The 14,780-nt window shown below is 48.6% G+C and carries 20 protein-coding genes; 5 read left to right on the top strand and 15 right to left on the bottom strand.

Annotation, left to right across the window (positions count from 1 at the left end; genetic code table 11):
- The first annotated feature begins 20 nt into the window (after positions 1–20).
- Positions 21–509: a DUF2062 domain-containing protein gene (locus ADS79_RS09760; RefSeq protein ID WP_049738247.1), complete on the top strand. Its 489-nt coding sequence runs from the start codon at positions 21–23 to the stop codon at positions 507–509.
- Between the two features lie 68 nt (positions 510–577).
- Here the strand turns inward: ADS79_RS09760 and ADS79_RS09755 are convergent, their stop codons facing one another.
- The 3 genes from ADS79_RS09755 to nadE form a co-directional block, all read right to left on the bottom strand.
- Positions 578–799: a hypothetical protein gene (locus tag ADS79_RS09755; protein ID WP_049738246.1), complete on the bottom strand. Its 222-nt coding sequence runs from the start codon at positions 797–799 to the stop codon at positions 578–580.
- Between the two features lie 65 nt (positions 800–864).
- Positions 865–1,689, bottom strand: a complete 825-nt coding sequence (locus tag ADS79_RS09750) for an MBL fold metallo-hydrolase (RefSeq protein WP_049738245.1) — start codon at positions 1,687–1,689, stop codon at positions 865–867.
- 1 nt (position 1,690) lies between these two features.
- Positions 1,691–2,443, bottom strand: coding sequence for an NAD(+) synthase (gene nadE / locus ADS79_RS09745; protein WP_049738244.1), 753 nt, complete (start codon positions 2,441–2,443; stop codon positions 1,691–1,693).
- A 130-nt stretch (positions 2,444–2,573) separates the two neighbouring features.
- Between nadE and map the strand changes: the two genes are divergently transcribed.
- On the top strand, positions 2,574–3,320 hold the full coding sequence (gene map / locus ADS79_RS09740; protein ID WP_049738243.1) for a type I methionyl aminopeptidase: 747 nt from the start codon (positions 2,574–2,576) through the stop codon (positions 3,318–3,320).
- 261 nt (positions 3,321–3,581) lie between these two features.
- Positions 3,582–4,607: an LLM class flavin-dependent oxidoreductase gene (locus ADS79_RS09735; RefSeq protein WP_049738242.1), complete on the top strand. Its 1,026-nt coding sequence runs from the start codon at positions 3,582–3,584 to the stop codon at positions 4,605–4,607.
- 80 nt (positions 4,608–4,687) lie between these two features.
- On the opposite strand, the gene ADS79_RS09730 is transcribed toward ADS79_RS09735, so the two are convergent.
- The 3 genes from ADS79_RS09730 to ADS79_RS09725 all read right to left on the bottom strand — a co-directional run bounded on the left by ADS79_RS09730 (position 4,688) and on the right by ADS79_RS09725 (position 6,900).
- Entirely contained in the window at positions 4,688–5,899 is a 1,212-nt protein-coding gene (locus tag ADS79_RS09730) for an MFS transporter (RefSeq protein WP_049738241.1), read from the bottom strand.
- A gap of 238 nt (positions 5,900–6,137) precedes the next feature.
- Entirely contained in the window at positions 6,138–6,314 is a 177-nt protein-coding gene (locus tag ADS79_RS35610; RefSeq protein WP_162839522.1) for a hypothetical protein, read from the bottom strand.
- A gap of 235 nt (positions 6,315–6,549) precedes the next feature.
- Positions 6,550–6,900: a PspC domain-containing protein gene (locus ADS79_RS09725; RefSeq protein ID WP_174769647.1), complete on the bottom strand. Its 351-nt coding sequence runs from the start codon at positions 6,898–6,900 to the stop codon at positions 6,550–6,552.
- A gap of 171 nt (positions 6,901–7,071) precedes the next feature.
- On the opposite strand from ADS79_RS09725, the gene ADS79_RS09720 reads away from it, so the two are divergent.
- The gene (locus ADS79_RS09720; protein WP_236699939.1) at positions 7,072–7,314 is read left to right on the top strand and encodes a hypothetical protein; all 243 of its coding nucleotides are present in this window, start codon (positions 7,072–7,074) and stop codon (positions 7,312–7,314) included.
- A 72-nt stretch (positions 7,315–7,386) separates the two neighbouring features.
- Here ADS79_RS09720 and ADS79_RS09715 read toward each other — a convergent pair whose 3' ends face one another.
- The 4 genes from ADS79_RS09715 to ADS79_RS09700 all read right to left on the bottom strand — a co-directional run bounded on the left by ADS79_RS09715 (position 7,387) and on the right by ADS79_RS09700 (position 10,947).
- Positions 7,387–8,013 (bottom strand): flavin reductase family protein, encoded by a 627-nt coding sequence (locus ADS79_RS09715; protein ID WP_049738240.1) that lies wholly within the window; start codon positions 8,011–8,013, stop codon positions 7,387–7,389.
- Positions 8,014–8,031: 18 nt separating this feature from the next.
- Entirely contained in the window at positions 8,032–9,192 is a 1,161-nt protein-coding gene (locus ADS79_RS09710) for a homogentisate 1,2-dioxygenase (protein ID WP_049738239.1), read from the bottom strand.
- Positions 9,193–9,484: 292 nt separating this feature from the next.
- Positions 9,485–10,399 carry an RluA family pseudouridine synthase gene (locus ADS79_RS09705; protein WP_049738238.1) on the bottom strand — a complete coding sequence of 305 codons (915 nt, stop codon included), beginning with the start codon at positions 10,397–10,399 and terminating at the stop codon, positions 9,485–9,487.
- Positions 10,400–10,449: 50 nt separating this feature from the next.
- Positions 10,450–10,947, bottom strand: coding sequence for a hypothetical protein (locus ADS79_RS09700; protein ID WP_049738237.1), 498 nt, complete (start codon positions 10,945–10,947; stop codon positions 10,450–10,452).
- 117 nt (positions 10,948–11,064) lie between these two features.
- On the opposite strand from ADS79_RS09700, the gene ADS79_RS09695 reads away from it, so the two are divergent.
- The gene (locus ADS79_RS09695; protein WP_049738236.1) at positions 11,065–11,607 is read left to right on the top strand and encodes a GNAT family N-acetyltransferase; all 543 of its coding nucleotides are present in this window, start codon (positions 11,065–11,067) and stop codon (positions 11,605–11,607) included.
- A gap of 37 nt (positions 11,608–11,644) precedes the next feature.
- Here ADS79_RS09695 and ADS79_RS09690 read toward each other — a convergent pair whose 3' ends face one another.
- The 5 genes from ADS79_RS09690 to ADS79_RS09670 form a co-directional block, all read right to left on the bottom strand.
- Complete coding sequence (locus ADS79_RS09690) at positions 11,645–12,328, bottom strand: MBL fold metallo-hydrolase (protein ID WP_049738235.1); 684 nt, start codon at positions 12,326–12,328, stop codon at positions 11,645–11,647.
- Positions 12,325–12,966: a TetR/AcrR family transcriptional regulator gene (locus tag ADS79_RS09685; protein WP_049738234.1), complete on the bottom strand. Its 642-nt coding sequence runs from the start codon at positions 12,964–12,966 to the stop codon at positions 12,325–12,327. The genes ADS79_RS09690 and ADS79_RS09685 overlap by 4 nt, the downstream gene beginning before the upstream one ends.
- Positions 12,967–13,144: 178 nt before the next feature.
- The gene (gene tpx / locus ADS79_RS09680) at positions 13,145–13,666 is read right to left on the bottom strand and encodes a thiol peroxidase (protein WP_049738233.1); all 522 of its coding nucleotides are present in this window, start codon (positions 13,664–13,666) and stop codon (positions 13,145–13,147) included.
- A gap of 86 nt (positions 13,667–13,752) precedes the next feature.
- The gene (locus ADS79_RS09675) at positions 13,753–14,286 is read right to left on the bottom strand and encodes a hypothetical protein (RefSeq protein ID WP_049738232.1); all 534 of its coding nucleotides are present in this window, start codon (positions 14,284–14,286) and stop codon (positions 13,753–13,755) included.
- A gap of 47 nt (positions 14,287–14,333) precedes the next feature.
- Positions 14,334–14,768: a gamma-glutamylcyclotransferase family protein gene (locus ADS79_RS09670; RefSeq protein WP_049738231.1), complete on the bottom strand. Its 435-nt coding sequence runs from the start codon at positions 14,766–14,768 to the stop codon at positions 14,334–14,336.
- Between the last annotated feature and the right edge of the window lie 12 nt (positions 14,769–14,780).

Genomic DNA, 14,780 nt, shown 5'->3' with positions numbered 1-14,780 from the left:
ACAAACGAGGGACAGACCCCATGTGGAAAAAACTGTATCGAAAGCTAAAGCTAGAATATTACAAGCTGATTCGTATGAAAGGGGCACCATCCTTTGTTGCTCGTGGCTTCAGTGTTGGTATTTTTGTAGAATTTATTACCCTTCCCACTTTTGGGCTGGCGTTTTTATTGCTGTTTCCATTGGTCAAGCTCTTTCGCGCCAGCTTGCCTGCCAGTTTGATTGCTTTTGTAATCGGCAAACTCGTCCTGCCTATTTTTATGGTCATTAATTACAATCTTGGCTATGCCATCACAGGAAAACCTTTGCATGAGCACATGGTTCACAATAATGAGCCTTGGGAGAAATGGATCATCTGGATGAAGGAGAAAGGGCTTGCCTATTTCACTGGCAGTGCGGTCATGGGTTTGATCGTTGCATTCTCCAGTTATTTTCTGGTTCGCGCCGCTTTGCAATTCTACCGTCAGAAACGGATGCGTCGCTCCCTATCGCAAGGGCGCCCAACCACATAAAACCCAAAATAAAAAGACCGGCCATTGACAAATAAATTGTCAAACCGGTCTTTTTCCTGCTCACAAAGTTATGCGAAGTAGCCTTTATCCCGCAGTTGCTCCATGATTTCGGCAACAGTACTGTCTTGCTTCAATAGCTCCAACGTCACCTGTACTTCTTCTGGGGACAGGCCGTTCGCTCCCAGACTCTCGCTCACCAACACAAGGTTAGGGCGACGGAAGTACGTTTGCAAGGTACGCTTTACGCGTCCTTCCAGACTCGTTTTCAGCATTAATTCAGTCGTCGACATCTGTTCCACCTCTTTCTAGAGAGATCTATGCATAACCTCTATTATCGTACAAAATCACCCAAGAATCAACCTTTCCGCGAAACAGCTTCATTTATCAACTGATTTCGATTTTGCTCATGGGCCGATAGAAGGTACGGATCAATTGGCTGGTCATCGTAAGTCATTTGTCCAAAACGTTCTTCCAGCTCTTTCTCGTCTGCACCTGACGCCAGACCATCGAAAATGATGGCGCGTGCATCGCGCAGGTATTGACGATCCCGATTGATTCTATGGAGAATTTCCTCGCGACCTTTTGCAGGAATACCGTGTCCTGGAACGAGCTCTTCCACCTCTCCCGCAGTCACCAAGCGCTCGATTTTTTCGAGGCTGTTCAAGTAATCGCCGCTGTTATCAATAAACGGAAATTCCAGATTGGAGAGCATATCACCCACTACTAGCAGTTTTTGGTCCCGGAAAAGGGTTGCCATCTGATCAGGCGTATGACCCGGCACAGGCAGGAAGAACACCTCCTGCCATTCCTCTGCTTCATCCACCAGCTTGAAGAATGTGGGAATCTCGAATTCATACGGCCGGACCACATAATACGATCCGTCAAATCGCCTCACTTTGTTCAGCTTCTTTTCCATGCGCCCAGACTCGAGAATTTCTTTTTGGGCGATGAGCTTGGCTTCGGGGAATTTTGGATAGCCTGCTATATGATCCCAGTCGCCATGGGTTAGTACAAGAATAAACTCGCGACCATTCCTGATACTCTCTACATAGTCAAAAATTCCGTCGACCTCTTGTGGAAAATAAGCGGGATCGAACAGGTAGATGCGATCATCTGTCGATACGACCGTACTCGTCGTTTGCCATAAATAGCTGGTAAACAGCTTATATGTATGCCCCATGCTATATCCCAGGCATGAGGTTGCGTTTGTGCTCTGAGATGCGGTGCAAGTAATCGATGCGCTCTTTTGCTTCAGGACGAGTCTCACCTGTGATCAAATAACGATCGAGGTCCTCATACGTGAAGCCCATTTCCTGCTCATCTGTTTGTCCTTCCCACAAATCTGCAGAAGGTGGCTTCGTAATGATCGAATCCGGAACACCAAGCTCTTCAGCCAAAATCCGCATCTCATGCTTGGTCAAGCTGGAGACAGGATTAAAGTCAGCCAGGCCATCTCCGCCCTTGGTCATATAGCCCACATGGACTTCACTGAGATTGCAAGTATCTGCAACGAGGTAACCTTTTTGATTTGCAATTGCGTACAAGGCAGTCATGCGCAGACGTGCCTTCGTATTTCCTTTTGTCTTGTCATCGAGTGTAAGTACACCTTCAATAGCAGGTACAAGCGCGTCGTACGCTTTTCCTACATCAATGGTCACGAGATTCAAATCAATAGTGTCAGCCAATTTTTGGGAATCCAGTGCATGAACATCAAGGGAATAAGCTGGCAACCATACACCAATCACTCGCTCGCGCCCCAAGGCACGTACGCATAATGCTGCTGTTACTGCACTATCAATGCCGCCGGAGATCCCGACTACTGCTCCGCCCAGCCCTGGTCCATCAATTTGTTCGCGGATAAAAGCAACGCGCTTTTCCACGTCTTCTTTTACATGTATCTGGTAGTTCGCCAGATGTTCCTGAAACTTGTCCATGCTTCCTACCCCCAGGTTGATTATTTCTCCCTCATCCTACCATGCGGTTTTGACTGTGGCAATTAGCCGAAAACAAGTCTACACTATATACTGGAGAGAACAGAACTATTCGAGGACAAGGAGAGTAACGATGATTATCCTCAAAACACCAGAAGAGATTGAGCTCATGCGGGCAGCAGGCAAAGTCTTGGCTGCTTGCCACCGTGAAATCAGAAAAATCATTCGCCCGGGCATTTCCACCTGGGACATCGATCAATTCGTAGAAGAATTTTTGGCAAAGCACGATGCAACACCGGAGCAAAAGGGCTTTCACGGCTATCCATACGCCACATGTGGCTCGGTGAACGACGTCATTTGCCATGGCTTCCCCAAAAAAGAGCCACTCCGTGACGGGGATATTGTCACCATTGATATGGTCGTTCGCAAAGATGGCTGGCTGGCAGATTCAGCCTGGTCGTATGAGGTAGGCAAGGTTTCCCCGGAAGCGAAAAAGCTGTTGGAAGTGACTGAGAAGTCCTTGTACCTCGGGATCCAGCAAGCTGTTGTCGGCAATCGGATTGGAGACATTTCTCACGCGATCCAAACCTATGCGCAGGGCGAAGGGTATTCGGTTGTCCGCGATTTTACCGGTCACGGTATCGGCCAGGAGATGCATGAGGAGCCCTTCGTTCCTCACTTCGGACCGGCAGGACGTGGCCAACGCCTCAAAGAAGGCATGGTCATCACCATTGAGCCGATGCTGAATATCGGCACTTATCACGTCTCCATTGACGAAGACGGTTGGACTGCACGCACTCGGGACGGAAAGCTGTCTGCACAGTATGAGCACACGCTTGCTATTACAGCGGATGGCCCTGTTATTTTAACTGAACAATAACAGATAGCAAGAAATCCAGAAGCCTTCGTACGTTATCTCGTACAAGGCTTCTTTTCTATCGTCTAATGTGCTGCCCAGAACATCGGCGCCTTGACATGAATTTGGCTGGTACGTATCATGCAAGTACGTTTGATACCTTCATGCCAGAACGCAGTTGTCCTGGCGCTTCACGCTGCAATCCGCTTTATACTGTGAGCAAAAATCTACGCTCACAAAAAATAAAAGACACGCAACGCTCATCGTCAAAGGAGGTCACCATTTATGTCAGATACAAATCATTCCCGGACATTACGCGATATTCCCTTGTCCGTCCTAGATCTTGCTCCAATCATCCAGGGAGGAACGGCCACAGATTCTTTTCGCAACAGTCTGGACTTGGCTTTGCACGTGGAAAGATGGGGCTTCTTGCGCTACTGGCTTGCCGAGCACCATTCCATGCCAAGCGTAGCGAGCTCTGCCACTTCCGTCCTAATCGGCCATATCGCCGGAGGGACTACAAACCTGCGTGTCGGCTCCGGAGGCATCATGCTTCCGAATCATTCTCCACTGGTCATTGCGGAGCAGTTCGGTACGCTTGAATCGCTTTACCCCGGACGAATCGATCTCGGACTGGGCCGTGCTCCCGGGTCCGACCAGCGTACAGCTCGTGCCTTGCGCCGCGATATGCGCATCGGCGGCGAGGACTTCCCAGAGCTTCTGGAGGAGCTGCGCGACTATTTGCGTCCACGTACAGAAGGAACATCGACAGGGGTGCGCGCAATTCCCGGTGAAGGGCTGAATATCCCGATCTGGCTTCTTGGCTCCAGTGATTTTTCCGCGCGACTCGCAGGCCTGCTCGGGCTTCCATTTGCCTTTGCCGGCCATTTTTCACCCAACTACATGCAGACTGCGCTGCAAACATACCGTCACTGCTTCCGCCCTTCTGAGATGCTGGACACACCATACGCCATGGTCGGTGTCAACGTGATGGCCGCTGATACGGATGAAAAAGCGCAGCGTCTGGCCACCTCGCATTTTCAGGCCTTCTTGAATATCGTCCGCGGCAATCTCCAGCCGATTCAGCCGCCTGTAGACAATATGGATGAATTGTGGACCGAATTTGAAAAGATTTCGGTGCAATCCCAACTGCGTTCTTCGGTAATTGGTAGCCCGGATACCGTCAAACAGGGACTTGAAGATTTGCTGGCAGCAACCCAAGCTGACGAGCTGATGATCACTACGCAAATGTACCACCATGCAGATCGCATCCGCTCCTTTGAGATTGTCGCAGACATTTGGAAATCGTAGGTCGGACGACAAACATAACGGAAAAAAAAGCGGCTGTCTTGTGAGTAGCCGCTTTTTCTGTTACCCGTCCTCTTCTCCGTTTATTTTCTCGACTCTGAATTTACGGCTATAGCTCCGTTCGCAGCTAAACTGGTCTTGGCAGTAAGCAGCGTAATTGCCATCAGGATTACAATGACTCCTACCGCCATAAAGGGAAGATGCTTGTCGAGCTGATAAAGACTTGTGCTGAGCAGCGGCGCGATAACAGCCGAAATGCCCTGAACAGAACCGACAAGCCCCGCCACGCCACCTTGCTGCTCACGAGCAACGGAAAGCGAGGCTCCTGCCATAAAGCCGGGCATCATCAAGCCTGCTCCGACCCCAAAGAGAAAGAAGGCCACATAAAACCCGACCAGGTTGATGATCAGCAGAAAGCTTGCGAAACCACCGATAAGCAGTGCCGATCCGACGAGAATCAACGACTTTGGCTGCCACTTTGGCTTCTTCATTTGAACCCCTTGGGTAACAATCATCGCCACTCCGCTGATCATCATCCCAAATGAAACCATGCGTGCTGTTTCGGTTGTCGTCAAATTCAGTTGATCCTGAAAATAAAAACCACCGATGACCTGCAACGTGATGATACTGAGCATCGTAGCCAGTCCCGCGAATAAATACAGCCCCAGACCTTTTTGAAACGGATTGACCTTTGGTGCCTTCTCCCGCACGATCGGCTTTTGCGCCGGAATCATCAGCATGACAACGACAAAGGCAAGCACAGGCAAAAGGGCGCCAATATACAAGGGCCAGATCAGACCGATCAAGGCAAACGCACCGGCAATCGCCGGTCCCAGTACGAGGCCAATTCCGTTGGCAGCGCCGATCAAGGCCATGCCTGCCGAGCGTCCTTTTTCATCCGTAATATCGGCCATGTACGCCTGTGACGACGAGGGAACCGCCGGTATGAACAGACCGACCAATCCTCTTGTCAAAATGAGCAGGAAAATCAAAAGTCCCCCACTGATCAGCTTCGTCAAGCCGGCGTACATCGTTGCAGTGAACAGCACATAGCTTATGAACATTCCGGCAAAGCCAAGCAGGATCACCGGCTTTCTTCCCTTCACATCACTCCATCTTCCCCAAACGGGCGCCATGATTGCCATCGCAATCGATCCTAGCGAGATGATCAGGCCGGAATGGGTTTCACTGAGACCAAGCTCACGTATAAGCGGAGGCATGACCGGAGCGATAATCATGAGCCCGACCATCGCCACAAAAACACTCAAAAAAATACCAAATCGTACTCGTGCCATTGTCGTATCTTTCTCCCTTCGTCTCTATCTCATGTAGATACTCGCTCACTTTTTATCGTAAAGAAATCAGCTCACTCGTGACCACCTAAAGACGGAGTGTTTTTGCTGCGTGACGGATTTTGTGGCTTATTTTCTGGCCTTACCCAAATTCATGGAGCTGCTTCGGTACACCTCCTATAAAATAGAAAAAAGTGGCCCGTCTGCACGATCTCGCAGCCGCCACTTTTCTTGAATCTATTTACCGTTGTACGCTTGTTGCGTATTTGCTTTTGTCCGTCATTGCTTCGAGATCCTGTACGTCTTTTTCCAGCTCTTTGATATCTTCTTCAATCAGCTTTTTCAGATGCTGCTTTTCCCGCAAAACTTTACGGGTCTGCTCTAAACGCTGATTCAGATCAAAAACGCCTACATACACTGCTTTTCCCTCCCTATGTACGTTATCCACCTTACATGTTATGCGGAAAGCGCCAATAGTTACCAATCTTTTTGAGTCAAAATACCCTAATTTCACCGCAAAAAAAGAGACTCGTCCCCTGAAGGTCCAAAGTCTCCTTTTTCTGTGAAAAGCGTTTCATAAAAGTGAATGTGATCGTTTGCCGTCAAACACTTTTCTCCCCCGATGAGAGCGGAAAACGGTCATGACTGTTTTGTTATATCCCTTTATATTTACCCAATTCCTCTCGCAGGCGATAGACTTCCTGCACCAGCGCGCGCTTTTCCAGGCGATCAATCTCAGTATCCAGATCATTCATCCGCGTGCCAGAGTGGTAGGGAGAATTGTACATCTCATAGCTGTCTGACCCAAAAACAGATTGTGGCTCCTTCGGCATGATCATGGCCAACAGGATATAGATCAAAATCGGTATTCCCGTCGTTACCGTTAATACGACAACTCCCAGCCGAACCAATGTAGAATCAATTCCGAGAAAGTGAGCAATCCCACCACAGACCCCAAATAGCTTTTTATCTTGTCGTGAGCGATATAATCGTCTTTCCATCATAGCATTCCGTCCTCTCTACAGTATCCGTTTTCCTTGTATCTACAGGATACCCTTTGGGCGAGTAAGGCAAAATGGTCCGCAGAGGGATTTCTCCTCCGTCCCTGGACGGATATTGGTCAAGCTTGCATGAAACAGCCGGAACAGGTTCACGCTACCAGAGAGAGGTGATCAATGATGCCGCTGCTTCTTGTTGTAGCCGTTTGGCTCTTGGCAGGTTGTACTCCTGACAACCAGACAGACCGTTCATTCATTCAAAGTGATCGTAATTTTTACTATCAGCAAAATGTAGTGCATCCCCAAGGCATGGAGCCAAACGCCACTCCGTATGGTCCTCCTGTCAATGCGAGCATATCGGGGGAATACGATCGCTGGATCAGACCAGATGCCGTTTCTCGTTACCCCGGCTTGGAGTAAAAGCTTCGCTTCACAGCCAAAAAGACCGCTCCAGCAATTCGGGAACGGTCTTTTTATCATCGTGAGTACCAACTACTTTTGCTCAGACTCAGGCGAATAGACAGGACGAGGGCGATCGAACAGCTCGCCCAATTCCGCATACGTATGCCCGGCCAGCCTGCTAACTGGCGCAAATGCTTTGGGGTCTATTCTCCCCGCATGATACAATTCATCCGCCACATGCACATGAACGACCTCGCCCAGGATCAAGTCACTGGTCACTGGAGAACCGAGCTCGACAATCTGATGCAATTTACACTCAAAATGGATCCGTGACGCAGCAAGCCGCGGTGCTTTGACCAGTGCTGCCGGCACCTGCTCAAGTCCTAACGACTCGACTTCACTAACAGCTGACGGATAATCGGCAGAGGTTTGATTCATCACGTCTACATTGTGGACATCGACCATGTTGACGACAAATTCCTTTGTCTGCTGAATATTTCTGGCCGTATCCTTCATTTGACTCCCTGGCTTGCGCATGACCGCAATTGAAACCATCATGGGCTCAATGCTCGCCACGTTAAAGTAGCTGAATGGCGCAGCGTTCACGACACCATCACTGCCGACTGTTGTTACCCATGCAATCGGTCTCGGAATGATGCATCCGATGAGCAGCTTGTATTTATCCTGACGATCGATTTCATGAATAGATATTTCCATTGCCAATCTCCCTCTCCTTTAGTCACGCGGTGGCATCCAGCTCGACATGTACGCTCCATCCTCAATGGGCAGCGCCTCGCGCGTGACGCGAAGTGGCTGGAACGTATCGAGCATAACTGCCAGCTCCTTCGTTTCTTTTTTGCCGATGCTTGCTTCCACTTTTCCTGGATGCGGTCCATGGGGAATCCCCATTGGATGCAGCGTAATCGAGCCTTCGTATACCCCTTTGCGGCTCATAAAATTGCCATCCACGTAGTATAACACTTCATCACTCTCTACATTGCTATGATAATACGGAGCTGGTATCGCATCTGGATGATAATCGTACATCCGTGGAACAAAGGAGCAAATCACAAAATTTTGGCCTGCAAAGGTCTGATGAACAGGAGGCGGCTGGTGAATGCGTCCTGTGATTGGCTCAAAATCATGAATGCTGAGCGCATATGGATACAAATATCCGTCCCAGCCAACGACATCAAATGGGTGAAAATCAAAAAAGTAGCTGTACACAACCGACTGCCGCTTTACGCGAACCTCGAAATCACCGCTTTCTACGTGGGTCTCCAGCTTTTCCGGCAAGCGAATATCCCGTTCGCAAAAAGGTGAATGTTCGAGCAATTGTCCGTGTTCGTTGCGATAGCGCTTGGGAGGAACGATTTCATTTTGTGACTCAATCACGAGAAACCGACTCTGGGTGGATGGCACGATTCTATAGGTCGTCCCGATCGGAATGACTAGATAATCACCTGGCTTGTAAGTGAGTGTCCCGAAAATCGTTTGCAGCTCTCCTTCTCCTTGATGAACGAATACTACTTCATCCCCATCTGCATTGCGATAAAAATAATCCATCGGCTCTGTCGGAGCGCACACGCCCATCACGACATCACTGTTGCCCATCAGGTACTTTCTGCCAAAGATCGGGTCCCCGCCTGGCTCCAGATTGAATGTTTGAAAATGCTGGTGCTTCAAATCGACTTGCTCCACGTATTCTAGCTGAACATCGGCGTATTTCCGCGTTTCTCGAACCTGTGTAGGTGGATTATGATGATACAAGATCGACTGAATCCCGGAAAACCCTTTTGTCCCCATCACTTGTTCCCGATACAATGCTCCGTTTGGCTTGTAAAAGGTCGTGTGTCGTTTCTGAGGAACTTCGCCCATCCGATGATAAAAGGCCATGCTTCTCTCCTCCTTCGTCTTTTCCAGTCAACAAAAAACCCAGCTCACCCCCAAGCCGAATCGGTTGCATGACAAATAAACGGGGTCCCCCATTGTCAAACGTTCCGAAACATGCATCAGGCGCAAGCTGGGCTTTGTCTGCTAATGAAAAAAATCTTTGCGGGATTTCCCCCGCAGACAACCAGCTGTCGTCCCAGTGTTTCCACTGTTTCTTGTTTTTCATTTCCTGCTTCCATCATACCGAAACCGCTTTCAACTTTCCAGTGGAAAATGACGAAATTTTTCGCCTACATCATTTCCCGCTCTTTTCGTTTCCAAAAAACCGGCTCGCCAACTCCTGCATATCCGCTGGCATTGGCTCTGTGAAATCCATCAACTCTCCACCTCGGGGATGAGCAAAGCAGAGTCGCACGGCGTGCAGTGCCTGCCTACCGATGTACGTTCTTCCCCCACCGTACAGATCATCACCAGCAAGCGGATGTCCAAGATGACTCATGTGCACCCGAATTTGGTGAGTACGTCCTGTACCGAGCTTTACCTCCAGGTGAGTCATACCATTCCCTCGAACCAGCACCCGATAATAGGTAAGCGCCGGTTGTCCATCCGGGCGCACCTGTCTCGTAATAAAGGAATCCTCGGCAAGGCCGATCGGTCCGTCTAATGTGCCCTCATCCGTCTCAAATTCGCCTTCTGCAATCGCATGATAGGTGCGGTGCAATTCTCTATCCTGCTGCATTCTGCTAAACTGCTCATGTGCCCACTGATTTTTTGCTACTATCAAAAGGCCTGATGTATCTTTATCCAAACGGTTAACTGCCCGAAATCTCCGATGCTCCCCGCGACTTTTCCAATAAGCAATTACACCATTTGCCAGAGTACCGCCTGCGTGGTTCCCGGTAGGATGAATGACAAGCCCTGCCGGCTTTGTAATGACCATCAAATCATCGTCCTCATAACGAATTTCGAGCGGCATCTCCTCAGGTGCTACCGTCTCTTCCGCATCCTCTTGGACCATGACAACAATTTCGTCGCCTACATGCAGCTTTTCGTTTACGAAAACGAGCAGGTCATTCCGTGTAATTCTTCCTTTAAATTTAGCCCGAATGAGCAAGCGACGAGATACCCCGTAACGTTTTTGCAAAACGTCCCGTACGGTATGACCTTCATCCGACTCATCGGCAGTAAAACGAATTAACTCTTCTAGCATGCTGTCTCTCCTTTTGGTCATCCCTCACGATCAGTATACCAAAAAGAGCTTTACAGGGGCGACATACGCAATGTGTCTCTAACCTCAATGACAAATGCGTGTCCAGCATCTCCTTGTGACCATTGGCCGCGAACGTCAAACAAATACCATCCTGGCTGATCGGGAGCCTTCCACTGATTCCCATTCTCCAGCAGCTGCTCAATCTGCTTCGTACCGATCCACTGGGTCACCCGTAATGAATTTTCTTCAGGTGGTGCCGTAAAAGTCACAGACAGAACGGCGCCAGGATTTACTTGTAGCGGCTTAGGCTTTATCTCACCGATAATCTCAGGAGGTGCGGCTTTATCAATGCAATGCCCTTCATTTTCATACTGCCAGCAGGATGATGTTGGCACAGTCGTAGCTGACTTTCCCTTCCAGGCAATATTAGGCTCTGGTGGTTGGGCGAGCTCCTGTGATTTGGCTTGATTGAAGAAGCTATTCTGGCAACCTGTTAAAAGTAATACTGCTGTCAGATAAAGCTGGGCAGCGATTCCTACCTTTTTCATCCAATCACCTCTCTAGTAAGACGAAAAAAAAGCCATTACGTTTCATCCGGCTTCGACATTTTGTGCTATACTATCAGAATTTACAGAAATGAACGGATGAAAAAGGAGCTGCGAAACATGTCAGATGCTGGTCATCTCCAAAACAAAATAAGCATTCGCCCCTATCAGCCTGAAAACGATTCAATTGAAGAATTGACCCATTTACTAAATATTTCTTACAAAACGTTGGCCGACATGGGCCTTCGCTTTGTTGCTTCCTATCAAGATGCTGCCATGACTCGCAAAAGGATGCAGAACGGTCAATGTCTGGTCGGTTTGCTGGATGGAAAGCTGGTCGCTACGATCATGTATTATTCACCAGCGTCTGCCAAAGGAACGCCGTGGTATGAGCAGTCTCACGTGGCGAAATTCGGTCAATTTGCTGTCGATCCTTTGCATCGCAAACGAGGTATCGGTGACCTGCTGATCCACCGGGTCGAGGAGCTGGCTGTTCAAGATGGAGCGGTCGAGCTGGCGCTTGATACCGCAGAAGGTGCTCATCACCTGATCCGTTATTATTCCGCTAGAGGCTACCGCTACGTAGATTACGTCCAATGGAACGAGACGAACTACAGAAGCGTGCTGATGAGCAAAAAGCTAGGCGGTCCTTCTGAGGTATAGATTGCCATGACGTGTTCCTTACGATGACTGCCAAGTACTAGCTGGAAGAGAGGGCAGCTGAAGTATCCGTAAGATATGCATCCAGCTGCTCTGCTGGATTTTTTACCGGCTTGCCATGGCATACCTCAAGATGTACTGGGCGTAACTCGCGAACAATCTGGCTGCTTCTCAACGCTTCTGCCATATCTGCGGTAAACATCGGCATCGGACGGTGAAGCTTTTCCTTTTTCGACGTAAACAGATCTCCTGCGAGCAGCACTTGATCCTGCTCGTGATAATAGACGACATGCCCCGGAGAATGACCCGGCGTGAGATAAGGACGCAATCCTCCAATCACAGCAAGTCCGTCTTCCTCGGTTTCAGCCAGTGGCTGTGCTAAACCTGCCTGCACGTTTTTTTCTAGCTTCTTTCGTCTTGGGTACAGCTGTTCTCCTACCATATATGGAATCTCGATTCGATGAGCAAATAACGGAACGGGATTCTTCTCCCTAATTTTTTGAATAGCTCCTACATGGTCGGAATGGCCGTGCGTCAATACAATTCGCTTTAAGGGACCAGCACCGAGCTCTTCAATAAATCTAAGAATCCCCTTTGCCATAAAAGGCATACCTGCATCCACAAGCGTCACACCGTCCGCTTCCACAACTACCCATACTCGAAACGGAATCATCAACCACGAACGAATACTCCAAATATGCTCCGAAACTTGTTCTACTTTCATTTTAAGTCCTCCCCTTTATTCGCATGTTGTACCATTCCAAGCAGCATGACGTCTACTGTCAGCTCAAACGTAGAGGTCAGTCTTTCCATGAGTTCCTCCAGTGTTTCCTCGGACTGTGTGTACGTACCCACAATGCCTTGCAATGTATAAAAATAGATGCGCGCATAGGCGAGTAAATCGTCTTGATTCCCCTCAGCAGGTAAGCAATTCAACACTGCCCTTCTAAACAGATCAAACAAATGGTTCCGCAGCTTTTGAAGCTGACTCTCAGAAGTGTCCACGTCAATTCGTGTAGCCTTGGTCATGAAAAATAGCGTGTACATGGTACGATTGGCTAGCGCAAACCGAATGAACAGCAGACTGATTTGACGTAAGCGGTCTTCGGGAGCCAGCGAGTGGTCCTGCAGCATGCTGTCCATCTGTTCTGACAATCCCTGCAACGGTCCCTCCGATAGCTGATGCAGCAGTGCTTCCTTATCTTTAAAGTAAATATACAAAGTCGTATGGGAACACCCCGCGGCCTTTGCGATCTCCCTGATGGATACCGTGTCATAGCCTCTTTTGGAAAAAAGCTCACCCGCAGCCGTCAAAATGGCGCGCTTGGTTTCTTCCGACCTCATCTCCTGCTTGCTTGACATAAGTGTGCACTCCTTATTTCCAACGTTTAATATTTTGTAACCAGCGGTTAGTAACCGGTGGTTACAATATAACCACCGGTTATATTTATGTCAAGGGACTTTTCCCCAAATAAAAAAACCTCTTTTCGCGATTTTGCACGAAAAGAGGTTTTACTTCGCTTGTTTACTAAAGGAGTGCTTACTTCGCAGCTTGTGCAGCAGCGATAGCAGCTTCGTAGTTAGGATGCTCACCAGCAGCAGCCACGTACTCAGCGTGAACTACTTTGTCGTTTGCATCTACAACGAAAACAGCACGGGACAGCAAGCGGTATTCTTTGATTGCTACGCCGTATGCTGTACCGAAGGACAGGTCTTTGTGGTCAGACACTGTTTTTACTTTATCGATACCAGCAGCGCCGCACCAACGGTTTTGTGCGAATGGCAGGTCTACGGAAACAGTCAGGATTGTTACGCCTTCCAGTTTCGCAGCTTCTTCATTAAAACGACGAGTTTGTGCATCGCATACACCAGTGTCGATAGACGGAATGACGGAGATGATGCGCACAGTACCTTTGGAATCTTGCAGAGTTACAGGAGACAGATCGCCACCTACTACTGTGAAATCAGGAGCAGTATCCCCTACTTTGATTTCAGGACCGAGCAGTGTAACGGGTGCTCCTTTGAATGCAAATGCGCCTTGGCGCTCTACAGCTGTTGTCATGATTTCTTCCTCCTCACCAATCAATCATATGTACTTGTTTATCATACCCTATCATTCACTTTTTTTCACTATGCCAATAGTAGAAATTACAGATTCACTTGCACTTTTCCAGTCGTGCTCGCTTCTACTTTGACAATCCGCACCACTTCATGCTCATATTCCCAATCTGTTTTTTGATTGAGCTCATGGCAGCGCATCAGAGCGTGATAAAGTGCAAAAACAAAATGGACATTTTTTAATTCGTAGCGAGATCCATTTGCCTTGGGCAGTGCCGTATTGATGATTTCAATTTGATACGTCGCCTTTGCCCGCTTTTCTTTTACAGGAACGATATAGCCCATCTGCTTCAGGACAAATCCAAAATCGAATTCTCCCTCATCATCAAAATCAATCGTATCATCAGAAGTAGCCAAATACTCCAGAATGGTGCCCAAATCCAAGAGATCAAAGCAGGCCGGTTTTGGCATCGCCAAAACAGAACCATCATTGTTCACAAAGTAAATATGGTCTCGATAATGAAAAATCAGTTCGTCTTCAGGCACTTCATCCGGGTACATCCAGTAGCTCTCCGGAATCAACATGCGCCAAATTTGAGCTGGAGCTCCATTGTTTATTTCCATGGCAGGGCCCCTCCTTTCCCTACCAGTTTTGGCAAAAGCCGCTCTGCCTATTCAGCTTGACGCTCCTGCATATATTTTCGCCAGTCTCCGTCTTTTAGGCGGATTCCGCTCTGCTTGATGTACAACTCATCTACATAGCGATAGACGTATACTCTCTCTTCCTTTTCGATTGCGTCCAATAGTCGTGCGGGCAAGATGATGCGTTCATACTCATTTCGCGCGTCCCCTGTCCCGTAAAAATCCTCCAGCTCATCCAAGCCCGCCAATGCTTTCTCATACGTCTGTGGAGAAAAATAGACGATTTCTCCCCTGATGTCATTTGTACCTGCAAGTAATCCGGGATAACCCGGCGGCAAATGATACAATTCGCCTTTTATTTGGGCCGGAACGATCCGAGGATCATATGGCAAAATATAATGCTCATAATTCCAAAAACCTTTCAACAGCGAGCCATACACAAAAATGGGAACCGATTCCTTCATCGAATTGCACTC

It is taken from the genome of Brevibacillus reuszeri, from assembly GCF_001187725.1.
Taxonomy (GTDB): Bacteria; Bacillota; Bacilli; order Brevibacillales; family Brevibacillaceae; genus Brevibacillus; species Brevibacillus reuszeri.
This window is presented reverse-complemented; position numbering and strand designations above follow the sequence as displayed.

Coding starts and splice junctions, on each gene's coding strand:
- ADS79_RS09685 (WP_049738234.1), bottom strand. CDS start 12,966: ATGTCAAGCAAGCAGGAGATGAGGTCGGAAGAAACCAAGCGCGCCATT.
- nadE (WP_049738244.1), bottom strand. CDS start 2,443: ATGGACAAGTTTCAGGAACATCTGGCGAACTACCAGATACATGTAAAA.
- ADS79_RS09730 (WP_049738241.1), bottom strand. CDS start 5,899: ATGGCACGAGTACGATTTGGTATTTTTTTGAGTGTTTTTGTGGCGATG.
- ADS79_RS09675 (WP_049738232.1), bottom strand. CDS start 14,286: ATGGAAATAAACAATGGAGCTCCAGCTCAAATTTGGCGCATGTTGATT.
- ADS79_RS09700 (WP_049738237.1), bottom strand. CDS start 10,947: ATGAAAAAGGTAGGAATCGCTGCCCAGCTTTATCTGACAGCAGTATTA.
- ADS79_RS09725 (WP_174769647.1), bottom strand. CDS start 6,900: ATGATGGAAAGACGATTATATCGCTCACGACAAGATAAAAAGCTATTT.
- ADS79_RS09695 (WP_049738236.1), top strand. CDS start 11,065: ATGTCAGATGCTGGTCATCTCCAAAACAAAATAAGCATTCGCCCCTAT.
- ADS79_RS09750 (WP_049738245.1), bottom strand. CDS start 1,689: ATGGGGCATACATATAAGCTGTTTACCAGCTATTTATGGCAAACGACG.
- ADS79_RS09690 (WP_049738235.1), bottom strand. CDS start 12,328: ATGAAAGTAGAACAAGTTTCGGAGCATATTTGGAGTATTCGTTCGTGG.
- ADS79_RS09720 (WP_236699939.1), top strand. CDS start 7,072: ATGATGCCGCTGCTTCTTGTTGTAGCCGTTTGGCTCTTGGCAGGTTGT.
- tpx (WP_049738233.1), bottom strand. CDS start 13,666: ATGACAACAGCTGTAGAGCGCCAAGGCGCATTTGCATTCAAAGGAGCA.
- ADS79_RS09705 (WP_049738238.1), bottom strand. CDS start 10,399: ATGCTAGAAGAGTTAATTCGTTTTACTGCCGATGAGTCGGATGAAGGT.
- ADS79_RS09755 (WP_049738246.1), bottom strand. CDS start 799: ATGTCGACGACTGAATTAATGCTGAAAACGAGTCTGGAAGGACGCGTA.
- ADS79_RS09715 (WP_049738240.1), bottom strand. CDS start 8,013: ATGGAAATATCTATTCATGAAATCGATCGTCAGGATAAATACAAGCTG.
- ADS79_RS09710 (WP_049738239.1), bottom strand. CDS start 9,192: ATGGCCTTTTATCATCGGATGGGCGAAGTTCCTCAGAAACGACACACG.
- map (WP_049738243.1), top strand. CDS start 2,574: ATGATTATCCTCAAAACACCAGAAGAGATTGAGCTCATGCGGGCAGCA.
- ADS79_RS09735 (WP_049738242.1), top strand. CDS start 3,582: ATGTCAGATACAAATCATTCCCGGACATTACGCGATATTCCCTTGTCC.
- ADS79_RS09760 (WP_049738247.1), top strand. CDS start 21: ATGTGGAAAAAACTGTATCGAAAGCTAAAGCTAGAATATTACAAGCTG.
- ADS79_RS09670 (WP_049738231.1), bottom strand. CDS start 14,768: ATGAAGGAATCGGTTCCCATTTTTGTGTATGGCTCGCTGTTGAAAGGT.